The sequence below is a fragment of the Novosphingobium sp. NPDC080210 genome, from assembly GCF_050281025.1.
GTDB lineage: Bacteria > Pseudomonadota > Alphaproteobacteria > Sphingomonadales > Sphingomonadaceae > Novosphingobium.
In genome coordinates, this window is sequence record NZ_JBNNWL010000001.1 from 642,807 (window position 1) to 664,304 (window position 21,498).

Here is a 21,498-nt window from a genome sequence, read left to right on the forward strand (position 1 = left end):
CCTCTCCTCTCCTCCCAGGTGGTTCCACAATGAGCGAACAGAAACTGCACCTCGTCATCGGCGGGCGCGTGAAAGACCCGCAGACCCTTGAATTCGTCGACCTGCAAGACATGGACTATGTCGGCGTGTTTCCGGACTACACCAGCGCTGAAGAAGCCTGGCGCAGCGCGGCGCGTCGCACCATCGACGATGCTGAAATGAAATATGTCGTGGTGCACCTGCACCGCCTGCTCCAGCCCGACATGCTGAAGCGCTGACACAAAAAAGGCCCCGGAACTCCCGGGGCCTTTTTTTTGAGCCGAGGACGCCGTCCTTCGAGACACTCGGACTGCGTCCTCGCCCTCAGGACAAACGGTTAAAAGTGAAAAACCGCTCGTCCTGAGGAGCTTTGAAGCCGAAGGCTGAAAAGCGTCTCGAAGGACCGCAACCTCAAACGAATTCGATCTTGTCGACCACGTAGAAGCGGTCGCCCGCCGGAACCGACACTTCGATTTCGTCCTCGACCCGGCGCCCGATCAGCGCGCGGCCCAGCGGCGAGTTATAGCTGATGCGGCCAACCTTGGCGTCGGCTTCGTAAGGGCCAACGATCTGGTACTTCACCGGCTTGTCGTCATCGTCCAGCAGGGTCACGGTCGCGCCAAAGATGATCTTGTCACCCGAAAGCGTCGTCGGATCGACGATCTGGGCGCGGCTGACCTTGTCTTCCAGATCGGCAATCGATGCTTCGACCTGGCCCTGGCGCTCCTTCGCCGCGTGGTATTCGGCGTTTTCGGACAAGTCACCATGAGCGCGGGCTTCCTCGATCGCGTCAACGATCCGGGGGCGCTCTTCGCGCAGCGCCTTCAGCTCGGCAATCAGGCGTTCATAGCCTTCCGCCAGCATCGGCAGCTTTTCGACACTCGCCATCGTACCCTATCCTCCTGCAGCCCCTTCCGCAGCGACTAGATCCCTGTCCCGCGCCGAAAACAGCTACGGACCCATCCAGTCGCGATGTGGGGAGAGCGCGATTGATCAGCGACTATAATAGTCCTGCAATGAACACACTTCAAGCTTGGTCTGCCGCAGTGCAGCAATGGCCTGGGCCGCAGCCACCGAAGCGGCAGCCGTGGTGTAGTAAGGCACCTTGCCCGTCAGCGCCGAAGCGCGGATGGATTGCGAGTCCTTGAGGCTCTGCCAACCTTCGGTGGTGTTGAAGATCAGCGTGACATCACCATCGATGATCCGGTCGACGATGTGCGGGCGCCCTTCGGCCACCTTGTTGACCCGTTCAACCGGCAGGCCGGCATCGGCCAGGAAGCGCTGGGTTCCGCCCGTGGCGATCACCTTGAAGCCCTGTTCGATCAGTTGCTTGACTGCGGGAAGGATCACCGGCTTGTCCGTATCCTTGACCGAGACGAAGACCACGCCGCTTTCCGGCAGGCGGGTGCCAGCACCCAGTTGGCTCTTGGCAAAGGCCACGGCGAAGCTGTCGTCGATGCCCATCACTTCGCCGGTCGACTTCATTTCCGGCGAGAGTACCGGATCGACGCCGGGGAAACGGGCGAACGGGAAAACCGCTTCCTTGACCGCCATATAGTCGAGTTCGCGCTTGAACGGCGGGAAGGTGGAGAGCTTTTCGCCCGCCATGACCCGCGCCGCGATCTTGGCGACCGGCTGGCCGATTGCCTTGGCGACGAAGGGCACGGTGCGGCTGGCGCGCGGGTTCACCTCGATCAGGTAAACCTCGCCGTCCTTGACCGCGAACTGGATGTTCATCAGCCCCTTCACGCCCAGCGCCAGAGCCAGAGCTTCGGCCTGACGCTCCATCTCTGCGATGATTTCGGCAGGCAGGCTGTAAGGCGGCAGGGTGCAGGCGCTGTCGCCCGAGTGGATGCCCGCCTCTTCGATGTGCTGCATGACGCCGGCGACCACGACCTGCTCGCCATCGCACAGCGCGTCGACGTCGCATTCGATGGCATCGCGCAGATATTGGTCGATCAGCACCGGGCTATCGCCCGAAACCGAGACGGCCGTGTTGATATAGTCGTCCAGCTGCGCCTCGGAATCGACGATTTCCATGGCGCGGCCGCCCAGGACATAGCTAGGACGCATCAGCACCGGATAGCCGATGCGGTTGGCGACAGCGACAGCCTCGTCGCGGCTGCGGGCAATGCCGTTGGCCGGCTGCTTGAGGCCCAGCTTGTTGACCAGCGCGGCAAAGCGCTCACGGTCTTCAGCCAGGTCGATCGCATCGGGCGAAGTGCCCAGGATCGGAATCCCGGCATCTTCCAGCGTCTGGGCCAGCTTCAGAGGGGTCTGCCCGCCGAACTGCACGATCACGCCCACCAAAGTACCGTTCTTCTGCTCGGTCCGCAGGATTTCCAGCACGTCCTCGCCGGTCAGCGGCTCAAAGTACAGGCGGTCCGAAGTGTCATAGTCGGTGCTGACCGTTTCCGGGTTGCAGTTGACCATGATCGTTTCATAGCCTGCCTCGTCCAGCGCAAAGCAGGCGTGGCAGCAGCAATAGTCAAACTCGATCCCCTGCCCGATCCGGTTCGGACCGCCGCCCAGGATGACGATCTTCTTGCGGTCGCTCGGCGCGGCTTCGCACTCCGGCTCGCCGAACAGCGGGCCTTCGTAGGTCGAGTACATGTAAGGCGTGACCGCTTCGAATTCCGCCGCGCAGCTGTCGATCCGCTTGAACACCGGATGGACGCCCAGCTTTTCGCGCAGGGCACGGACCTCTTCCTCAGTCGTCGCCCCGGCCATGGCCTTCAGCGCATCGTGGAGCAGGCCCGAACGGCGCGCGGCAAGCGTTTCGCCCAGCCCGCCCGCGACATGGATGCCGCGCACGGCCAGGATGGAGAGACGCTTGTCGGAAAACCCCATGGCTTTCAGGCGGCGCAGACCGGCAGCATCGGTCGGCAGGCCGTTTTCCATGATCGCCTCTTCCTCGGCGATGATTTCGGCGATGTGGCGCAGGAACCAGGGATCGAAGTGCGTGATCGCCTGAACTTCCTCAACCGTGAAGCCTTCGCGGAAAGCCTGCGCCACGATCAGCAGGCGGTCCGGGGTCTGCTGCGACAAGGCAGCGGTCACGGCATCGCGCCCTGCCCCTTCCAGGTGCAGCACGCGGTTAAAGCCATCCAGGCCGGTTTCCAGACCACGCAGGGCCTTCTGGACCGATTCCTTGAAGTTGCGGCCAATCGCCATGACTTCGCCGACCGACTTCATCGCGGTGGAAAGCAGCGGCTCCGAACCCTTGAACTTTTCGAAGGCAAAGCGCGGGATCTTGGTTACGACATAGTCGATGCTCGGCTCAAAGCTGGCCGGAGTCGCGCCGGTGATCTCGTTGGTCAGCTCGTCCAGGGTATAGCCGACCGCCAGCTTGGCCGCGACGCGGGCAATCGGGAAGCCGGTGGCCTTGGAAGCGAGCGCAGAGGACCGCGACACGCGCGGATTCATCTCGATCACGATCAGGCGGCCATCCTTGGGATTGACCGCGAACTGGACGTTCGAACCGCCGGTTTCCACCCCGATCTCGCGCAGCACGGCAATGCTGGCCGAGCGCATGATCTGGTATTCCTTATCCGTCAGCGTCAGGGCCGGAGCAACGGTGATCGAATCCCCGGTGTGGACACCCATCGGATCGACGTTTTCGATCGAGCAGATGATGATGGCATTGTCGTTCCGGTCACGGACGACTTCCATCTCGTATTCTTTCCAGCCCAGCAGGCTTTCCTCGATCAACACTTCCGTGGTGGGAGAGGCATCAAGGCCGGAGCGGACAATCTGCTCGAACTCGGCCTTGTTATAGGCCACGCCGCCGCCGGTGCCGCCCAGGGTAAAGCTGGGACGGATGATCGAAGGCAGCCCAGTGCGTTCCAGCACGGCAAAGGCTTCCTCAACCGTATGAGCGACGCCGGAACGGGCCGATTCCAGCCCGATCTTGTCCATCGCCTCGCGGAAGCGCTGACGGTCTTCGGCCTTGTCGATGGCATCGGCATCGGCGCCGATCATCTTCACGCCGTACTTTTCCAGCGTGCCGTCGTTGAACAGGGCCAGCGCCGTGTTCAGCGCGGTTTGCCCACCCATGGTCGGCAGGACCGCGTCGGGGCGCTCCTTCTCGATGATCCGGGCAACGACGTCGGGCGTGATCGGCTCGACATAGGTCGCATCGGCCATATCCGGGTCGGTCATGATCGTGGCCGGGTTGGAGTTGACGAGGACCACGCGGTAGCCCTCCTCCTTCAGCGCCTTGATCGCCTGGGTGCCGGAATAGTCGAACTCGCAAGCCTGGCCGATAACGATCGGACCGGCGCCAATGACGAGGATCGAGGAGATGTCTGTGCGTTTGGGCATTACGAGAGGTTCTCGACGAATTTCTGGAAGAGGTAGAAGCTGTCCTGCGGGCCGGGGCTGGCTTCGGGGTGGTATTGCACGCCGAAGGCCTTCTTGCCCTTGATCGCGATGCCGCAATTGCTGCCGTCGAACAGGGAAACGTGGGTTTCCTCGACATTGTCCGGCAGGGCGGTGTTATCGATGGCAAAGCCGTGGTTCATGCTGGTGATTTCGACCACGCCGTCCTCCAACCGCTTGACCGGATGGTTCGCGCCGCGGTGGCCCTGGTGCATCTTGGTGGTCTTGGCCCCGGCAGCAAGGCCGAGCATCTGGTGGCCAAGGCAAATGCCGAAGACCGGCACGTCCCGCTCCAGCAGGCCCTGGATCACCGGCACGGCATATTCGCCCGTAGCGGCCGGGTCGCCCGGACCGTTGGACAGGAACACGCCTGCCGGGCTAAGCGCCATGACCTCGTCCAAGCTGGTATTGCCCGGAACAACAGTGACATGGGCCCCGGCCTTCACCAGGTTTCTGAAGATGTTGTCCTTCGCGCCAAAGTCCAGCGCGACGACGTGCGGCTTCTTCGCGCCATCGGCCTGGGCATAGCCCTGCCCCAGCGTCCACGGGCCGCCGTTCCATTCTTCCCGCGCGGTCCGGCTGACGACCTTGGCCAGGTCCATCCCTTCCAAGCCGGGCCATTCGCGCGCCTGCTTGAGCAGGGCCGGAATGTCGAACTTGCCGTCCTTGCTGTGGGCGATCACCGCATTGGGCGCGCCGGACAAGCGGATGCGGCGGGTCAGGGCGCGGGTATCGACGCCCGACAGACCGATCTTGCCCTTGGCCGCCATCCACTCACCGAAGGTGCCGGTCGAGCGGAAGTTGCTGGGCGCGGTCAGGTCTTCGCGGACCACGCAGCCCACGGCGCCATCGACGTGGCTTTCCACGTCTTCCTCGTTCACACCGACATTGCCGATGTGCGGGAAAGTGAAAGTGACGATCTGTCCGGCATAGCTGGGATCGGTCATCACTTCTTCATAGCCGGTCATGGCCGTGTTGAAGCAGACTTCACCAACTGCCGAACCTTCGGCTCCGAATCCTTTGCCCCAGGCCACATGGCCATCGGCGAGCACAAGGACTCCTGTCGCACCCGCCGGTGGGGGTGCGTGCAAAGAGGCGGCGTCAGCCATGAGGGGGCGCTCCGTATCGAGGGGTTCCAGCAATGTCGCTAAGGCTCGGCGGCTAGACCCCGATGACCGCAGCGTCAACCTATGAAAATGAGAATCTTTCGGTTAGGTTGCGCCTTTCCCCAGCTTCGCAAAGCTATTCACGACCAACAACAAGGAAAATCATGCTCCGCGACACCATCAAGGCCGCGCAGGTTGAAGCCATGAAGGCTGGCGACAAGCCGCGCCTCGCCGCCGTTCGCCTCATTCTGGCCAAGCTGAAGGACAAGGACATCGAACTGCGCACCGCATCCAGCACGCCGGATGACGATGTGGTCGTCGTCGACGTCCTGCAAAAGATGGCCAAGCAGCGCCGCGAATCGATCACCATGTACGAACAGGGCGGGCGCCAGGAACTGGCGGATGTCGAAAAGTCCGAACTGGCCGTGATCGAAAGCTTCCTTCCCGCGCAAATGAGCGAGGACGAAGTCAAGGCCGCCATCGCCGCGATCATCGCCGAAACCGGCGCGGAAGGAATGAAGGACATGGGCAAGGTCGTCGGCGCGCTCAAGGCAAAGCACGGCAGCCAGCTCGACATGGGCAAGGCCAGCGGCCTGGTAAAAGCCGCACTGGGTTGATGCCACCCAGTCCTTCCACCACAGTCCCGTTCGTGTCGAGCGAAGTCGAGACACGCTGACGCGCCATGGCCTTCTGGTGCTACATCCTGCGCTGCGCCGACGGAAAGTACTACACCGGCCACACCGACGATCTGGAACGCCGGATCGCCCAGCATCACCACGGTGGTTATTGCGATTTCACCAGCAAGCGCCGACCGGTTGAGCTGGTCTGGTGCAATGATTTTCCAACCCGGATCGAAGCCATCGAAGCCGAGGTCCGGGTTGGAAAATGGTCGCGCGCCAAGAAAGAAGCGCTGATCGCCCGCGATTGGAAGAAATTGTCCTACTTTGCCCGCCCACCCGCTGAACGTGTCTCGACTTCGCTCGACACGAACGGAGGCGGGGTTTATGCGGGAATAGGTGGGGCCAGTTCAGATCCAGATGCGTTTGGTGAACAAGACAGGATGCCCTGAACAGATCTAACTGGCGAACCATGACCCTAACCCCGCAATGGCTTGATGAACTGCGTGCACGGGTGACGCTTTCCAGCGTCATTTCCCGCACGACGCGGCTCACCAAGGCGGGGCATGAGTTCAAGGCCTGCTGCCCGTTCCATAACGAGAAAAGCCCCAGCTTCACGGTCAACGACCAGAAGGGGTTCTACCACTGCTTTGGCTGCGGCGCGCATGGCGATGTCATCCGCTGGATGACCGACCAGCGCGGCCTGTCGTTCATGGATGCGGTGAAGGAGCTGGCGGCAGAGGCCGGGCTGGACGTTCCCGCCCCCGATCCACGCGCGGCCAGGAAGGCGGAGCAGCAGGCTGGCCTGCACGAGGTGCTGGAAGCCGCGCAGAACTGGTACCGGGCGCAGCTGGGAACTCCGGATGGAGCGAAGGCGCGCGCCTATCTTGCCTCGCGCCGGTTCGATGCGCTGACCATGGAACGGTTCGGCTTTGGCTATGCCCCGGCAGGTCGGCAGGCCTTGAAGGCCGCGCTCAGCCAGTTCGACGATGTCATGCTGATCGAAGCGGGAATGCGCATCGCGGTGGACGACAAGGAGCCATACGACCGCTTCCGCGACCGGCTGACCATGCCGATCCACGATGCGCGCGGGCGGGTGATCGGCTTTGCCGCGCGCATTCTGGATGCGGACAAGAAGGACGCGCCGAAGTATCTCAACTCGCCCGATACACCGCTGTTCGACAAGGGCCGCACCCTGTTCAACTTGCACCGCGCCGGCCCCGCCTCGCACCAGAGCGGCCGGATCGTGGTGGTCGAAGGGCAGATGGACGTGATTGCCCTGGCCGCAGCGGGCATTGCCGAGGCCGTGGCGCCGATGGGCACCGCCCTGACCGAGCGGCAGCTGGAAATGCTCTGGCGGCTGGTCGAAACGCCGATCCTGTGCTTTGACGGCGATGCAGCAGGCCAGCGCGCCGCGATGCGCGCAGTGACCCGCGCCCTGCCCCTCCTCCGCCCCGCGCATAGCCTGCAAATCGTGCGGATGCCGGCGGGCATGGACCCGGACGACCTGATCAAGCGCGACGGTGTTGCCGCGCTGGAGGCCTTGCTGGCCGCGCCGAAGTCGCTGCTCGACCAGCTTTGGGAACACGAACGCGATGCCGCGCCGCTGAACTCGCCAGAGGACAAGGCGGGGCTGAAGGCGCGCCTGATGGCTCATGTCGAAACCATTGCCGATCCCGATATCAAAGCGCTTTACCGCAGGGAACTGAACGACCGCTTTTCCGCTTTTGCCTTCCCGCCCCGGCAAGAGCGGGAATGGCGGCCGATGGGCCGTGCCGCCCCGCCCCCGCGCAGCGATCCGCTAGTCACGCAAAGGCTGCGCAAAAATGCGGGATCGCGCGATGCCCTGTCGGCTGCCGTCCTGGCAGGTTTGCTCCGCCACCCGCAGGAATTGGCGCGTCACGGCGATGCCTTGGCCCATGCCGACCTGGCCGATCCGCGCTTTGCCGTGCTGGTCGATGCACTGGATGCAGGCGAACCGCTTGAAACCCGGCATTTGTCCACCATATTGGCCGCTCGGGGTCTGGTTGCTCCGAACCCCGTGGAATATGCCTCGCTGCGTTTCGGCTTCCTGATAGAGGATTCGCCGCCCGAATTGGCCAGCGAAAGCCTGGCGCAGGCGATCGGCTTGCTGGTGGAAAGACCGGCGCTAGAAGCCGCCCTGGCAGAGGCAACCGCGCGGTTTGAGCGTGACCTGTCCGAGGGGGCCTATGCAGAGCAGCAACGGCTGTTGAAGAGAAAACTGGAATTTGATGCGCGCTTGCGGCAAATGGCCAGCGCGCGGACCGCCGCTCTTGATGGGGCGGCCACACAGAAAACGGCGGAATAATGGACGAAGACGATATCCAGGGCGGCGAACAGGACGGCGGCGATGCTCCGCTGATTGATCTCAACGAAGCCTCGATCAAGAAACTTATCGCCCGGGCCAAGCGCCGCGGGGTGATCACGGTGGACGAGCTGAACGAGGCTCTTCCGGCCGACATGTCCTCTGACCAGATCGAGGATATCACCGCTGCGCTGAACGAAATGGGCGTCAATATCGTCGAGAGCGACGAGGACGCCGTCGACCCCGAGGAAAAGGAAGTCGACGAGGTCGACGATTCCGATTCGATGGGCGCGGAACGCCCCGCCGTCGAGAAGAAGAAGGAAACGGTCGACCGCACCGATGACCCGGTGCGCATGTACCTGCGCGAAATGGGCGCGGTCGAACTGCTCAGCCGCGAAGGCGAAATCGCCATCGCCAAGCGCATCGAAGCTGGCCGCGACACCATGATCCTGGGCCTGTGCGAAAGCCCGATCACCTTCCACGCCATCATCCAATGGTCCGAAGCGCTGAACGCGGGCGAAATGCAGCTGCGCGAAATCCTTGACCTGGATGCGATGCTTTCGAAGGAGCCGGCGCCGGAGAACCTCTCCGAAGACGGCGAAGTCGAAGGCGACGGCGAAATTTCCGAAGCTACCGCGGGTCCCTCGTTCAAGGATGAGGACGACATCGAGGAAGAGGAATCCGCCGATGGTGACGAGGACGAGGACGGCGTCGAACGCCGCGCCCGCCGTCCCGCCGAGGAAGAGGAAGAGGACAACACCCTCAGCCTCGCCCAGATGGAAGCCCAGCTTAAGCCCCATGCGCTTGAGAAGTTCGCCGAAATCACCTCGCTGTTCCGCAAGTTCGAGAAGATCCAGGCCGAACGTCTTGAGGTGATGGGCGCAGGCAATGCCTTCCCTGCTGCCAAGGAAAAGACCTACCAGCAGCTGCGCGAAGACCTGACCGCGCAGGTGGAAAGCGTGCAGTTTCACGCGACCAAGATCGAATACCTGGTCGACAACCTCTATGCCTTCAATCGCCGCCTGACCGCGCTGGGCGGGCAGATGCTGCGTCTGGCCGAACGTCACAAGGTCAGCCGCAAGGACTTCCTGGAAAGCTATGTCGGGCGCGAGCTTGACGATGGCTGGCTGCAGGCACAGGCGGGCAAGGACAAGAAGTGGGCCGCCTTTGCCGCCAACGAGATCGACGCGGTTGAGCGCATTCGCGCTGAAATCTCCGACATCGCTTCGGCTACGGGGATGAGCCTCAGCGAATTCCGCCGCATCGTCAACATGGTGCAAAAGGGTGAGCGCGAGGCGCGCATCGCCAAGAAGGAAATGGTCGAGGCGAACCTGCGCCTCGTTATCTCCATCGCCAAGAAGTACACCAATCGCGGCCTGCAATTCCTGGACCTCATCCAGGAAGGCAACATCGGCCTGATGAAGGCGGTCGACAAGTTCGAATACCGCCGCGGCTACAAGTTCAGCACCTATGCGACCTGGTGGATTCGGCAGGCGATCACGCGCTCGATTGCCGACCAGGCCCGCACGATCCGTATTCCGGTCCACATGATCGAGACGATCAACAAGCTGGTCCGCACCAGCCGCCAGTTCCTGCACGAACAGGGCCGCGAACCGACTCCGGAGGAAATGGCGGAACGCCTGTCCATGCCGCTGGAAAAGGTCCGCAAGGTGATGAAGATCGCCAAGGAGCCGATCTCCCTCGAAACCCCGATCGGGGACGAGGAAGACAGCCACCTGGGCGATTTCATCGAGGACAAGAACGCTGTCATTCCGGTCGATGCCGCGATCCAGGCCAACCTGAAGGAAACGGTCACCCGCGTCCTCGCCAGCCTGACCCCGCGCGAAGAACGCGTGCTGCGCATGCGTTTCGGCATCGGCATGAACACCGATCACACTCTGGAAGAAGTCGGCCAGCAGTTCTCGGTCACGCGCGAACGTATTCGCCAGATCGAGGCCAAGGCCCTGCGCAAGCTGAAGCACCCCAGCCGCAGCCGCAAGATGCGCAGCTTCCTGGATCAATAGGGAAAAATTTTTCGTACCTTGCGGGAACGGACTTTCCGTTTCGGGGTTTTACCCTTGCAACGAGCGACAAAAGACATCGAATTGGTCCGTCTTTCTTCGGAAAGGCGAAACCAGGAAGCCCCGCCACGAAAGTGACGGGGCTTACCTGTTTTTATGCCCCAAGGTGCCGCCAGACTGGCATTGCGAAGGAGTCGCGACTAAAGGGGCGGCGAACGATTCTCCCCCAGCAGAGCCGGGCCAGACCATGCGCATTGCCATTGCCTCCGATCACGCCGCAGTCGACCTCAAGGCAGAGCTGCGCGAATACCTGATCGAGCTCGGGCATGAGGTAGCCGATCTTGGCCCCGAAACGGCGGACCGGGTGGACTATCCGGACTTTGGCTACAAGCTCGCTTCGGTCGTGGCCGACGGCACCGTGCAATACGGCGTCGCCTTGTGCGGTTCCGGCATTGGCATTTCCATCGCCGTGAACCGCGATCCGGCCTGCCGCTGCGCGCTGGTCTCCGAACCCCTTTCCGCCGCCCTGGCGCGTGAGCACAACGATGCCAACGTGATCGCCTTGGGCGCGCGCCTGACCGGCGTTGACATGGCCAAGGCCTGCCTTGACGCGTTTCTCTCCACCGAATTCGGCGGCGGCCGCCATGCGGGCCGCGTCGAGAAGCTTTCAAACCCCACTTGCTGAGGAGCCACACCATGACCGCGACTGCCGACACCCTGCCGGAAATCCGGTCCAAAGGTTTCTTCACCGCCCCGCTGCGCGAAACCGATCCGGAAGTCTTTGCCGCCATCGAAGGCGAACTGAAGCGCCAGCAGAACAAGATCGAACTGATCGCCAGCGAGAACATCGCCAGCCGCGCCGTGCTGGACGCCACCGGCTCGGTCTTCACCAACAAGTACGCCGAAGGCTATCCGGGCAAGCGCTATTACGGCGGCTGCGAATATGCCGACATCGTTGAAAACCTGGCGATTGAGCGCGCGAAGAAACTGTTCGGCTGCCAGTTCGCCAACGTGCAGCCCAATTCGGGCAGCCAGATGAACCAGGCCGTGTTCCTGGCCCTGCTCAATCCGGGTGACACCTTCATGGGCCTGGACCTCAATTCCGGCGGGCACCTCACTCACGGTTCGCCCGTGAACATGAGCGGCAAGTGGTTCAAGCCGGTCGCCTATGGCGTGCGCAAGGAAGACGAGCAGATCGACATGGACGAGGTTGCCCGCCTTGCCCGTGAACACAAGCCCAAGCTGATCATCTGCGGCGGCACGGCCTATTCCCGCGTCTGGGACTTCAAGCGTTTCCGCGAGATCGCGGATGAAGTGGGCGCATGGCTGCTGGCCGACATGTCGCACTTCTCCGGTCTGGTCGCGGGCGGCGCTCACCCCTCGCCCGTTCCGCACGCCCATGTCGTGACCACCACCACGCACAAGAGCCTGCGCGGCCCCCGTTCGGGCGTAATCCTGACCAATGACGAAGACCTGGCCAAGAAGTTCAACACGGCGGTATTCCCCGGCCTCCAGGGCGGTCCGCTGGTCCACGTGATCGCTGCCAAGGCGGTTGCCTTTGGCGAGGCGCTTCAGCCTGAGTTCAAGGCCTATGCCGCACAGATCGTAGCCAATGCCCGCGCCTTGGCTGCCAGCCTCGCGGAAAACGGCCTGCGCATCGTTTCGGGCGGCACGGACAACCACCTGATGCTGGTCGATCTCACCGCCAAGAACGTCACCGGCAAGGCGGCAGAAAAGGGCCTCGATCGCGCCTGGCTGACCTGCAACAAGAACGGCATCCCCTATGACACCCGTTCGCCCTTCGTCACTTCGGGCGTGCGTCTCGGCACCCCGGCCGGCACCACCCGCGGCTTCCGTGAGGAAGAATTCCGTCAGGTTGGTGCTTTGATCGCCGAAGTGGTAGAAGGCCTCTCGCGCAATGGCGAGGAAGGCGACGGCCAGGTCGAAGCCCGCGTCCGCGCGCGGGTGGAAGAGCTGTGCGGGCGCTTCCCGATCTATCCGGGAGTATAAGCGATGAGCGGAGATTTCGTCGGAGACGCCAAGGCTGAACTAAGCGGCATGGCGAAGGAAGGCATGCGTCACCCCTCGACCAAGCCGGTCATTGCGGGCGCGGCCATTGGCGCAGCGGCAGGTCTGCTGCTGCCCGTGCTGTCCATTCCGACGGGTCTTGCAATCGGCGCAGGCATTGCCTTCTACAAGAGGCTGCGCCCCTAAGTGCGTTGTCCGTTCTGTGCCTTCGATAACAGCCAGGTAAAGGATTCGCGGCCGACCGAGGACAACACCGCGATCCGGCGGCGGCGCCAATGCGACAGCTGCGGCGCGCGCTTCACCACGTTCGAACGCGTGCAACTGCGTGAAATCACCGTGGTTAAAAGCGGCGGCGCGCGGGAGAATTTCGACCGGACCAAGATCGAACAATCGGTCGCCTTGGCCAGCCGCAAGCGCGGGATTGCGCAGGAACGGCTGGACCAGCTCGTGTCCGGCATCCAGCGCCAGATTGAAACGATGGGCGAAAGCGAGGTTCCGGCCAAGGCCATCGGCGAAATGGTGATGGAAGGACTGCGCGGACTGGACACGGTCGCCTACATCCGCTTCGCCTCGGTCTACCGCGACTTCACCGAAGCCAAGGACTTCGAAGACTTCGCCAGCACGGTGCGCGATGCCGGAAAAGGCTGACGGGTAATGGCATTCTGGGCGTACATCATCAAATGCGCTGATGGATCCTATTACACCGGGCATACGGACGATCTGGAGCTTCGCGTCGCGCAGCATCACAGCGGCCATTTTGCGGACTGTTACACATTCACCAGACGCCCGCTCGAGCTTGTCTGGGCCAACAATTTTCCAAGCCGCATCGAAGCACTGGAATCGGAGCGACGGATCAAAGGCTGGTCACGCGTTAAGAAGGAGGCTTTGATCCGGGAGGACTGGGCCGCACTTCAACGCCTGGCCGTGCGGAGGCAGTCCTTCGAGACAAACCCTCAGCCTGCGGCTTCGGCTTTTCCTCAGGACGAACGGATCAAGGCAATGTCAGATCACTCTACCCCCGTTCGTGCTGAGGAGGCCGTGAAGCCGCAGGCTGAACGGCCGTCTCGAAGCACCGCAGCGCCCGTCATCGTCCTGGTCCGCCCCCAATTGGGCGAGAACATTGGCAAGGCCGCGCGGGCAATGCTCAATTTCGGGCTGGTCGAGATGCGTCTGGTTTCGCCGCGCGACGGGTGGCCGAACCCCAGCGCCGGTCCCGCCGCTGCGGGGGCCGACATCGTGCTGGAAAAGGCGCAGGTGTTTGACACGCTTGCCGAAGCCGTGGCGGATTGCGCCCACGTCTATGCCACCACGGTGCGCAAGCGCGGCGTAACCAAGCCAGTCCTGACGCCGGAACAGGCCGCCCGGGCCGTCCACCGCGACGCTGGCCGCTCCGCCTATGTCTTCGGCCCGGAACGCTCAGGCCTCGAGACCGAGGACGTTGCATTGGCGCGGGCAATCGTGACCGTGCCGATCAATCCCGAATTCGGCTCGCTCAATCTGGCCCAGGCGGTGATCCTGCTCGCCTATGAATGGTCCAAGAACGCCGATCTTGCCCAGCCCCCGGCAGAGGACTTGCTGCCCCCTGCCCCGCAGCAGGAGCTTGAGGGGCTGATCGAGCAGATGGAAACCCTGCTGGAGCCGACCAACTATTTCTTCCCGGAAATCCGCGCCGCAGCCACCCGGCTGACCTTGCGCAACATGCTGACCAAGCCGGGCTGGAACCACCTCGAGGTGCGGACCATGCGCGGCGTGCTGTCGGCATTGGCCAAAGGGCCGCGAAAGGCCAGGGAAGAACGCGACAAGGGTTGACTTTTCGCCGCGCCGCAGCAATAGGCGCGCCTTCGCAATTGAGCGGGCACTCCGGTGAAGCCCTGCTCACGTCCGGTTCAACCGGGCGGTGCGGTTCCGGACCAGAAGCGGGGCGCAGTGCCCAGCATAGCAAATTGAAGGACATATAGCGCCATGTCGAAGCGCCATTCGTCGAAGTACAAAATTGACCGCCGCATGGGCGAGAACATCTGGGGTCGTCCGAAGAGCTCGGTCAACCGTCGTTCCTATGGCCCGGGCCAGCATGGCCAGCGCCGCAAGGGCAAGCTGTCCGACTTCGGTATCCAGCTGCGCGCCAAGCAGAAGCTCAAGGGCTACTACGGCGACGTCACCGAAAAGCAGTTCAAGCGCACCTACCAGGAAGCTTCGCGCATGAAGGGCGATACCGGTCAGAACCTGATCGGCCTGCTCGAACAGCGCCTGGACATGGTCGTGTACCGCTGCAAGTTCGCGCCGACCATCTTCTCGGCCCGCCAGGTCGTTTCGCACGGTCACATCTATGTGAACGGGGTGAAGTGCAACATCGCCAGCCGCCGCGTGCGTCCGGGCGACGTGATCTCGCTGGGCAAGAAGGCCAAGGAAATGGCCCTGATCGCCGAAGCGCAGAGCCTGCCTGAGCGTGAAGTTCCCGACTATGTCGCGCCGGACGGCACCGATAAGGCCACTTTCGTCCGCGTTCCGACCCTGGATGAAGTGCCCTATCCGGTGAAGATGGAACCGAATCTGGTCGTCGAATTCTACTCGCGTTAATCCGCGCAGAAACGACATTGAAAGGGCGGTCCGCTGGGCCGCCCTTTTCGTTTGCGCGTTTTAATCGAGCGGTTAACATGGCGGCAAAAGCAGCAATCTTAGCTTGGGGGAATCCATGACCTTCGATGAAGTCGTACTCGGCCGCCGCTCGATCCGCGGATATCTGGACAAGCCGGTCCCGCGCGAACTGATCGAGGAAGTCCTCACCCTGGCGATGCGCGCACCCAGTTCGATGAACAGCCAGCCCTGGCACTTCCACGTCATCACCGGCGCACCACTGGACCGCATCCGCGCCGGCAATACCGAACGCAATCTGGCAGGCGTGCCGCACAGCCGCGAATTCCGCACCGGACAAGCCTTTGCCGGGGTGCACCGCGACCGGCAGGTCCATGTTGCGAAGCAGCTGTTCTCCGCCATGGGCATCGCGCGTGAGGACAAGGACGCGCGGCTCGACTGGGTCATGCGCGGCTTTCGCCAGTTTGACGCCCCGGTCTGCGTGATCGTGACCTATGACCGCGAACTGGCCGACAGCGACGATACCGCCTTCGACTGCGGTGCGGTGACGACCTCCTTGGTCAATGCCGCCTGGTCCCGTGGCCTGGGCTGCGTGATCAACAGCCAGGGGATCATGCAAAGCCCGGTGGTGCGCGAACACGCGGGAATTCCGGACGATCAGGTCATCATGAAGGCCGTCGCCCTGGGCTGGCCGGATGAAAGCTTTCCCGCCAATGCCGTTGTGTCTGAACGCAAGAGCGTTGCAGAGGCAGCGCGCTTCGTCGGATTTGAATGAGGCGCACAAATCGGGGCATCCGGCCATTTTCCAACGGACTGTAGTACTATCGTCACGTTCCGGCGCGAGAGGCGCTGCGGGAGCGGAAAAATCGTTCCCGCGGCGAAACTTCAAGGCGCATTTGGCGTTAAAGACGGCGATGAAACTCTTCCGCTTTGTCACCCCCCACCGTGCGGGGAAATGGTACCCCGACCTGAGCCTGGCCCGTAAGCAGGCAGCCGCGATTGGCGCCGGGTTCCTGGACACCCGAACCGGGATGTTCGTGGCCTATCGCGACACGCGCCTGGAAACGCGGCGCCAGGGCTAAGGCTTCAGGTAATCCTGCCTGAACCGGGCGGCGAACTGGGCGAACTGCCCTGCGGAAATCGCATCGCGCATCCCGGCCATGAGCTGCTGGTAAAAGGTCAGGTTGTGCTCGGTCAGCAGCATGGCCCCCAGAATCTCCCCGCTCTTGTGCAAGTGGTGGAGATAGGCGCGGCTGTACTTGGTGCAGGCATCGCAGGGGCAGCGTTCGTCCAGCGGGGCCGTGTCCTCGGCATGCTTGGCGTTGCGCAGGTTGACCGGACCGTTCCAGGTGAAACCCTGCCCGTTGCGGCCGGACCGGCTGGGCAGGACGCAATCGAACATGTCGACGCCGCGCTCCACCGCGCCGACCAGATCGTCGGGCTTGCCCACGCCCATCAGATAGCGGGGCCGGTCCACTGGGAGCATATCGGGCGCGAAGTCCAGGGTGGCGAACATCGCCTCCTGCCCCTCGCCCACGGCAAGCCCGCCAATGGCGTAGCCATCGAAGCCGATTTCCTGGAGCGCCTCGGCGCTTTCGCGGCGCAGCGCCTCGTTCAAGGCGCCCTGCTGGATGCCGAACAGGGCCGAGCGCGCGGCATGTTCCTCGCCCGAATCGAACCCGGCGCGGCTGCGCGCAGCCCAGCGCATGCTCATCCGCATTGACGCAGCGATGACGTCCAGGGGCGCATCGGCGCGCGGGCATTCGTCAAAGGCCATGACGATGTCACTGCCGAGCAGGCGCTGGATTTCCATCGAGCGTTCCGGAGTCAGCTCGTGCCGGCTGCCGTCGATGTGGCTTTTGAAAGTGACGCCTTCTTCCGTGATCTTGCGCAGGGCTGACAGGCTCATCACCTGATAGCCGCCGCTGTCGGTCAGGATCGGACGGTCCCAGTTCATGAACTTGTGCAGTCCGCCAAGCCGCGCCACGCGCTCTGCGCCCGGACGGAGCATCAGGTGATAGGTGTTGCCAAGCAGGATGTCCGCGCCGGTCTGCCGCACGCTTTCCGGCTTCATCGCCTTGACTGTTGCGGCCGTACCCACCGGCATGAAAGCGGGCGTGCGGATTTCTCCGCGCTTCATGCGGATCAGACCGGTACGGGCCTTGCCATCGGTGGCATGGACGGAAAATTCAAAGCGCGGCTGCATCGCGCCCCGCTAGAGGAAACGGTTGCGTTCGACCAGCCCCACCAGGTTTTCGCGCAAATCGCGCCACACTGCCTTTTCGCTGTCGCTGACGGCGGCAACCGGTTCGACCACGTCCAGGAACGCCTCGATAAAGCCGCGATACCAATCGGGCGGCACGCCCAGCGCGACGCGGTGATGCGGGACCGAGCTGTCAAAGGCGATCCGCGCTTCGGCAGGATGTTCGAACCAGGTCATCACGTAATAGAGCGCATTGCCGACCATCTCCGCTTCCAGGCTGCCCGGATTGGCGGGCGAATGGTGCAAGAAGCTGGCCCGTGCATCGGGATAGCGGGAATAGAATTCCGCCATGACGGGTGCGGTCACGTCGCCCAGAATTTCGGCCGCGCGTTCCAGCCCCGCCTCGACCACTTGTTGGCGTTCCAGATCCATGTCCTCTCCTGCCCGCGACCCGGGCGCAGGCAAGAGGGAGCAGGACTTGCCTTTTGTCAAGCAGCAGGCAGCCAATTGCCATGGAATCCGGGCGGAATGCGGTGCGGAATATGCACTGTCGCAATCGGATCGGCGGCCATGTCGCTGGCATCCAGGATCATCAGGTCGGTGGTGTCGGTGCGGGTGTCGATGACATAGCCCATCACCCAGCCTTCGCCTTCGGGCGCATCGGCAGAGCGAGGCACGAAGACGAACTCACCCGCAACCTTGCCGGGGCCGAAATTGTGCGCCTGCCGCTCGCCGGTTTGCAGGTCATAGCGATAGATCGGCGCCTCGCCGACGAAAGCGCTATCCTCCGAAGGCAGGCCCAGCGACCAGGCATAGCGATAGGGCTGGCCGAAGTAGCGTTCGTCCGGGCGGTGGAATTCCTGCGGCGCGCTGTCCAGCGTGGTGCGTTCGACCTTGCGGCTGCGCGGATCGATCAGCCAGCGCTCCATGCCCAGCGCCCGGCCATTGGGGCCATCGGGTCCGCCGGCAAACATCGTTTCATGGACCGACATGTCGCACACCACCACGCCGTCCTCGCGCTCGTAGGAATTGGCGACGTGAAAGACATAGCAGGGATCGACGTCGCACCAGACGATCTGGTCCGCCGAACCGTTGCGCGGCAGCAGCCCGACCCGCGCCTGATGCTGCGGGTTCCAGGCATAGGGAAATTGCTGGCCGGCGATCAGACCCTTCATCGAAAAAGTGACGGGCAGGTCGAAGACCAGCACGTAATTGCGGGTGATCGAGCACTCATGGATCGAAGGACCATGCTGGACCGGGATCGGTTCCTGCCGAATGACCCGGCCATCCTGGGTTACAACGACGTGCCAGACGGTGTCCTGGACCATCCCGTCATAGACCACCGCGTGCAGTTCCCCGGTCAGCGGGTCCTCATGCGGGTGAGCGCTGAACGGGACCTTCAGCGTGCCGCCGAAATCGGTGTAGGCCACGGTTTCCAGGTTCTCATCGAGTTCGGCGGGAAACGAACCTGCCTCGACAATGGCCAGGGTCTTGCCATTGTGCTGGATCACGTTGGTATTGACCAGGTCGCGCCGCCCCCGGCGCGGTCCGGGTGCCGCCTTGGGCCCGCCCTTCTCTTCCAGGTCCAATGAGCGGATATAGCGGTTGCGATACCACAGCGCCTTGCCGTCCTTCAGCCGCACGCCGTGGACCATGCCATCGCCCAGAAACCAGTGGTGGCCGCGCGGATCGGGCTTGAACGGGTTTGGACCGATGCGGACATAGCGCCCGTCCAGCTCCGCCGGGATCGCGCCGGTCACGCGCAGGTCGGTCAGGGTCCGTTCTTCCGATAGGGGCGCATGGATCCCGGTCAGGAACGGATGGACGCGGTCCTTGTCCTGCATGGAGCGGTTCAGCTTGGCGATGGTCGTCACGCCCTTGGTAACGACGGAGCGGATTGCGGCTTCAACAGCACTTGCCATGATTCGGGTACTCCCCTAATGTTTATGGCGTAAACATATCCGGAATGGTAACAGTGTCAACATTGCAATCCGAAAAAGCCCAGTACCACCATGGCGACCTGCGCGCGGCCCTGGTCGAGGCGGGCCTGCGGGCACTGGAAACCAGCGATTTTGCGGATATCTCCCTGCGCCAGCTGGCGCGCGAAGTGGGCGTGTCGGCCACGGCAGTCTATCGCCATTTCCCGGACAAGCAGGCCCTGCTCCAAGCCCTTGGCCAGGAGGGCATGGAAATGCTCGGCCGCGCCCAGCAAGCGGCGGCGGAGGCGGCTGGGCCGGAAAGCAGCGGCTTTGCCGCAACGGGCCGGGCCTATGTCCGTTTCGCCCTGGCCCACCCTGCCCTGTTCCGGCTGGTGTTCAGCCAGTGCGAAGAAGTGGGCGACGCGATCTTTGGCGACACCCTGGCCGCGCGGTTGCTCCAAGAGAAAGCGGAAGCGCTGACGGGCGGCGATCCGCAGGAAACCCAGCGGCTGATGGTTCAGGCCTGGGCCGTGGTCCACGGCCTGGCCATGTTGATGATGGACAAGCAATTGCCTGCGGAGGATGACCTGATCGATCGCGTGATCGATCCGGCCACCCTCTTCAAGCGTTAAGGATCAGGCCATGAAGCGGGCCGCGATCCGCTTCAGCCCTTCCACGAAAATGCCGAAGAACAGTCCGCCTACCACGGTGGCCATGGCCAGTTCGGCAAAATCGACCTTCAACTGGATCAGCGGCGCAGCGGCCACGGTCAGGAACAGCATGGCTGCCGGGTTGAACAGCAAGGGCAGGACGTTGATCACTTGCAGGTAGATCCCGGCAATCATGATCAGCAGGCCCAGGATCAGACCGGTGTTGCCCATCGTGCTGGTAAGGTAGACCACTTGCCAGGCGAGCCCGATCCCCACCAGGGCGCCCAGAATGGTCGCAGGCATGCGCCTGATTTCCAGCTGCTCAAGATTGGCCCAATGCCACAGCAGCAGAAAGCCGCCGAACAGCGTCAGGTCGGTGAACAGCGCCGTACCGATCACCACCCAGGCAACGATCGCCACGACCACTACGGCAACGATGCCCAGTCCGGCCAGTGCGCCTGGCGCCGCCGCGGGCGCCGAAGTCGAATCCGTCATTGTCATCCCCTCCACCCGCGCATTTAATTGCGCGGTTAAGGGATCAGACTGGATTTCCGGACCCGGCGCAAGCCCGCATTTTTGCGAATGTCACTCTGCCGGCAACAGCAGAGATCCATCGCCATAGGAATAGAACCGGTATTCATGCGCGATTGCATGGGCATAGGCGGCCTGCATCCGCTCCAGGCCCATCAGCGCGCTGACCAGCATGAACAGAGTCGATTTCGGCAAGTGGAAATTGGTGACCAGCCCATCGATCCCTTTGAAGCGATAGCCGGGCGTGATGAAGATTGCGGTATCGCCGGAGAAGGGATGGATCACGCGGGCATCGTCCGCAGCGCTTTCCAGCAGACGCAGCGAGGTCGTGCCCACGGCGATGATCCGCCCGCCCGCGCGGCGCACGGCGTTCAGGCGGTCGGCCACTTCGGGCGAGATCGTGCCCCACTCGGCGTGCATCTGGTGATCGTCGGTATCATCCGCCTTGACCGGCAGGAAGGTCCCCGCGCCCACATGCAGCGTCAGGGTTTCATGGCCGATGCCTGCCTCGGTCAAAGCCCCGATCAGTTCCGGCGTGAAGTGCAGCGCCGCAGTGGGTGCGGCAACTGCCCCATCCTTGGCTGCGAACATCGTCTGGTAGTCCTGCCGGTCCTGCTCATCAATCGCGCGCCTTCCGGCGATGTAGGGCGGCAGGGGAACCTGCCCCGCGCGGTGGAGCAGGACTTCGACCGGCTCGTCACCGTGGAAGGCCAGGGTCCAGCTGCCATCGGCATGACGCTCTTCGGCGGTGGCGGTTACGCCTGCGGCAAATTCGATCAGGTCGCCGGGATGGAGCCGCTTGGCATTGCGGACGAAGGCCTGCCAGCGCCGCAGGTCGATCCGCTTGTGCAGGGTCGCGCCGATCCGCGCTTCGCCGCGATAGCCTTCCAGCTGGGCCGGGATCACGCGGGTATCGTTGAACACCAGCACGTCGCCGCGGCGCAATTGCTGCGGAAGATCGCGCATGGTCAGGTCGCGCAAGGGCTGGTCGCCCGCCACCACCAGCATCCGCGCGGAATCGCGGGGGCGCACCGGGCGCAGGGCTATCCGTTCGGGGGGAAGTTCAAAATCGAAGAGGTCGACACGCATGGCGCGCCGCTAGCCGCA

Annotated in this window: 22 protein-coding genes; 14 read left to right on the forward strand and 8 right to left on the reverse strand. The window is 63.2% G+C overall.

Features of this window, described 5'->3' with window-relative positions:
• Positions 1-29: 29 nt before the first annotated feature.
• On the forward strand, positions 30-257 hold the full coding sequence (locus ACQKOE_RS03085) for a DUF4170 domain-containing protein (protein WP_374587866.1): 228 nt from the start codon (positions 30-32) through the stop codon (positions 255-257).
• 172 nt (positions 258-429) lie between these two features.
• Here the strand turns inward: ACQKOE_RS03085 and greA are convergent, their stop codons facing one another.
• The 3 genes from greA to carA all read right to left on the reverse strand — a co-directional run bounded on the left by greA (position 430) and on the right by carA (position 5,507).
• Positions 430-906, reverse strand: a complete 477-nt coding sequence (gene greA / locus ACQKOE_RS03090; protein ID WP_374587868.1) for a transcription elongation factor GreA — start codon at positions 904-906, stop codon at positions 430-432.
• Positions 907-1,011: 105 nt separating this feature from the next.
• The gene (carB, locus tag ACQKOE_RS03095) at positions 1,012-4,341 is read right to left on the reverse strand and encodes a carbamoyl-phosphate synthase large subunit (protein ID WP_427511509.1); all 3,330 of its coding nucleotides are present in this window, start codon (positions 4,339-4,341) and stop codon (positions 1,012-1,014) included.
• Positions 4,341-5,507, reverse strand: a complete 1,167-nt coding sequence (gene carA, locus ACQKOE_RS03100) for a glutamine-hydrolyzing carbamoyl-phosphate synthase small subunit (RefSeq protein ID WP_427511510.1) — start codon at positions 5,505-5,507, stop codon at positions 4,341-4,343. The genes carB and carA overlap by 1 nt, the downstream gene beginning before the upstream one ends.
• 161 nt (positions 5,508-5,668) lie before the next feature.
• On the opposite strand from carA, the gene ACQKOE_RS03105 reads away from it, so the two are divergent.
• The 12 genes from ACQKOE_RS03105 to ACQKOE_RS03160 all read left to right on the forward strand — a co-directional run bounded on the left by ACQKOE_RS03105 (position 5,669) and on the right by ACQKOE_RS03160 (position 16,170).
• Positions 5,669-6,121: a GatB/YqeY domain-containing protein gene (locus tag ACQKOE_RS03105; RefSeq protein WP_427511511.1), complete on the forward strand. Its 453-nt coding sequence runs from the start codon at positions 5,669-5,671 to the stop codon at positions 6,119-6,121.
• A 65-nt stretch (positions 6,122-6,186) separates the two neighbouring features.
• A complete protein-coding gene (locus ACQKOE_RS03110) occupies positions 6,187-6,573 on the forward strand; it encodes a GIY-YIG nuclease family protein (RefSeq protein WP_427511512.1) in 387 nt (128 codons plus the stop codon).
• Positions 6,574-6,593: 20 nt separating this feature from the next.
• Positions 6,594-8,450 carry a DNA primase gene (gene dnaG / locus ACQKOE_RS03115; protein WP_427511513.1) on the forward strand — a complete coding sequence of 619 codons (1,857 nt, stop codon included), beginning with the start codon at positions 6,594-6,596 and terminating at the stop codon, positions 8,448-8,450.
• The gene (gene rpoD / locus ACQKOE_RS03120; RefSeq protein ID WP_427511514.1) at positions 8,450-10,471 is read left to right on the forward strand and encodes an RNA polymerase sigma factor RpoD; all 2,022 of its coding nucleotides are present in this window, start codon (positions 8,450-8,452) and stop codon (positions 10,469-10,471) included. Before dnaG ends, rpoD begins: the two co-directional genes overlap by 1 nt.
• A 244-nt stretch (positions 10,472-10,715) precedes the next feature.
• On the forward strand, positions 10,716-11,153 hold the full coding sequence (rpiB, locus tag ACQKOE_RS03125) for a ribose 5-phosphate isomerase B (RefSeq protein ID WP_427511515.1): 438 nt from the start codon (positions 10,716-10,718) through the stop codon (positions 11,151-11,153).
• An 11-nt stretch (positions 11,154-11,164) separates the two neighbouring features.
• Positions 11,165-12,478 carry a serine hydroxymethyltransferase gene (gene glyA, locus ACQKOE_RS03130; RefSeq protein ID WP_427511516.1) on the forward strand — a complete coding sequence of 438 codons (1,314 nt, stop codon included), beginning with the start codon at positions 11,165-11,167 and terminating at the stop codon, positions 12,476-12,478.
• A 3-nt stretch (positions 12,479-12,481) separates the two neighbouring features.
• Positions 12,482-12,682 carry a hypothetical protein gene (locus ACQKOE_RS03135; protein ID WP_427511517.1) on the forward strand — a complete coding sequence of 67 codons (201 nt, stop codon included), beginning with the start codon at positions 12,482-12,484 and terminating at the stop codon, positions 12,680-12,682.
• Positions 12,683-13,144, forward strand: coding sequence for a transcriptional regulator NrdR (nrdR, locus tag ACQKOE_RS03140; protein ID WP_427511518.1), 462 nt, complete (start codon positions 12,683-12,685; stop codon positions 13,142-13,144).
• A gap of 6 nt (positions 13,145-13,150) precedes the next feature.
• Entirely contained in the window at positions 13,151-14,305 is a 1,155-nt protein-coding gene (locus ACQKOE_RS03145) for a TrmJ/YjtD family RNA methyltransferase (RefSeq protein ID WP_427511519.1), read from the forward strand.
• Between the two features lie 153 nt (positions 14,306-14,458).
• A complete protein-coding gene (rpsD, locus tag ACQKOE_RS03150) occupies positions 14,459-15,073 on the forward strand; it encodes a 30S ribosomal protein S4 (protein ID WP_374587892.1) in 615 nt (204 codons plus the stop codon).
• 115 nt (positions 15,074-15,188) lie between these two features.
• A complete protein-coding gene (locus ACQKOE_RS03155; RefSeq protein WP_427511520.1) occupies positions 15,189-15,863 on the forward strand; it encodes a nitroreductase in 675 nt (224 codons plus the stop codon).
• A gap of 139 nt (positions 15,864-16,002) precedes the next feature.
• Positions 16,003-16,170 carry a hypothetical protein gene (locus ACQKOE_RS03160; protein ID WP_374587896.1) on the forward strand — a complete coding sequence of 56 codons (168 nt, stop codon included), beginning with the start codon at positions 16,003-16,005 and terminating at the stop codon, positions 16,168-16,170.
• Here ACQKOE_RS03160 and tgt read toward each other — a convergent pair.
• The 3 genes from tgt to ACQKOE_RS03175 are packed head-to-tail and all read right to left on the reverse strand — an operon-like array spanning position 16,167 to position 19,213.
• Positions 16,167-17,294: a tRNA guanosine(34) transglycosylase Tgt gene (gene tgt, locus ACQKOE_RS03165; protein ID WP_427511521.1), complete on the reverse strand. Its 1,128-nt coding sequence runs from the start codon at positions 17,292-17,294 to the stop codon at positions 16,167-16,169. The genes ACQKOE_RS03160 and tgt overlap by 4 nt on opposite strands.
• 9 nt (positions 17,295-17,303) lie before the next feature.
• Complete coding sequence (locus tag ACQKOE_RS03170) at positions 17,304-17,723, reverse strand: hypothetical protein (RefSeq protein WP_427511522.1); 420 nt, start codon at positions 17,721-17,723, stop codon at positions 17,304-17,306.
• Between the two features lie 56 nt (positions 17,724-17,779).
• Entirely contained in the window at positions 17,780-19,213 is a 1,434-nt protein-coding gene (locus ACQKOE_RS03175) for a carotenoid oxygenase family protein (RefSeq protein WP_427511523.1), read from the reverse strand.
• A gap of 53 nt (positions 19,214-19,266) precedes the next feature.
• Between ACQKOE_RS03175 and ACQKOE_RS03180 the strand changes: the two genes are divergently transcribed.
• Positions 19,267-19,842, forward strand: coding sequence for a TetR/AcrR family transcriptional regulator (locus tag ACQKOE_RS03180; RefSeq protein WP_427511524.1), 576 nt, complete (start codon positions 19,267-19,269; stop codon positions 19,840-19,842).
• Between the two features lie 3 nt (positions 19,843-19,845).
• Here ACQKOE_RS03180 and ACQKOE_RS03185 read toward each other — a convergent pair whose 3' ends face one another.
• Together ACQKOE_RS03185 and queA are read right to left on the reverse strand one after the other, a co-directional pair.
• Positions 19,846-20,355: a hypothetical protein gene (locus ACQKOE_RS03185; protein WP_427511525.1), complete on the reverse strand. Its 510-nt coding sequence runs from the start codon at positions 20,353-20,355 to the stop codon at positions 19,846-19,848.
• A 90-nt stretch (positions 20,356-20,445) separates the two neighbouring features.
• Positions 20,446-21,480 carry a tRNA preQ1(34) S-adenosylmethionine ribosyltransferase-isomerase QueA gene (gene queA, locus ACQKOE_RS03190; protein ID WP_427511526.1) on the reverse strand — a complete coding sequence of 345 codons (1,035 nt, stop codon included), beginning with the start codon at positions 21,478-21,480 and terminating at the stop codon, positions 20,446-20,448.
• Positions 21,481-21,498: the final 18 nt, after the last annotated feature.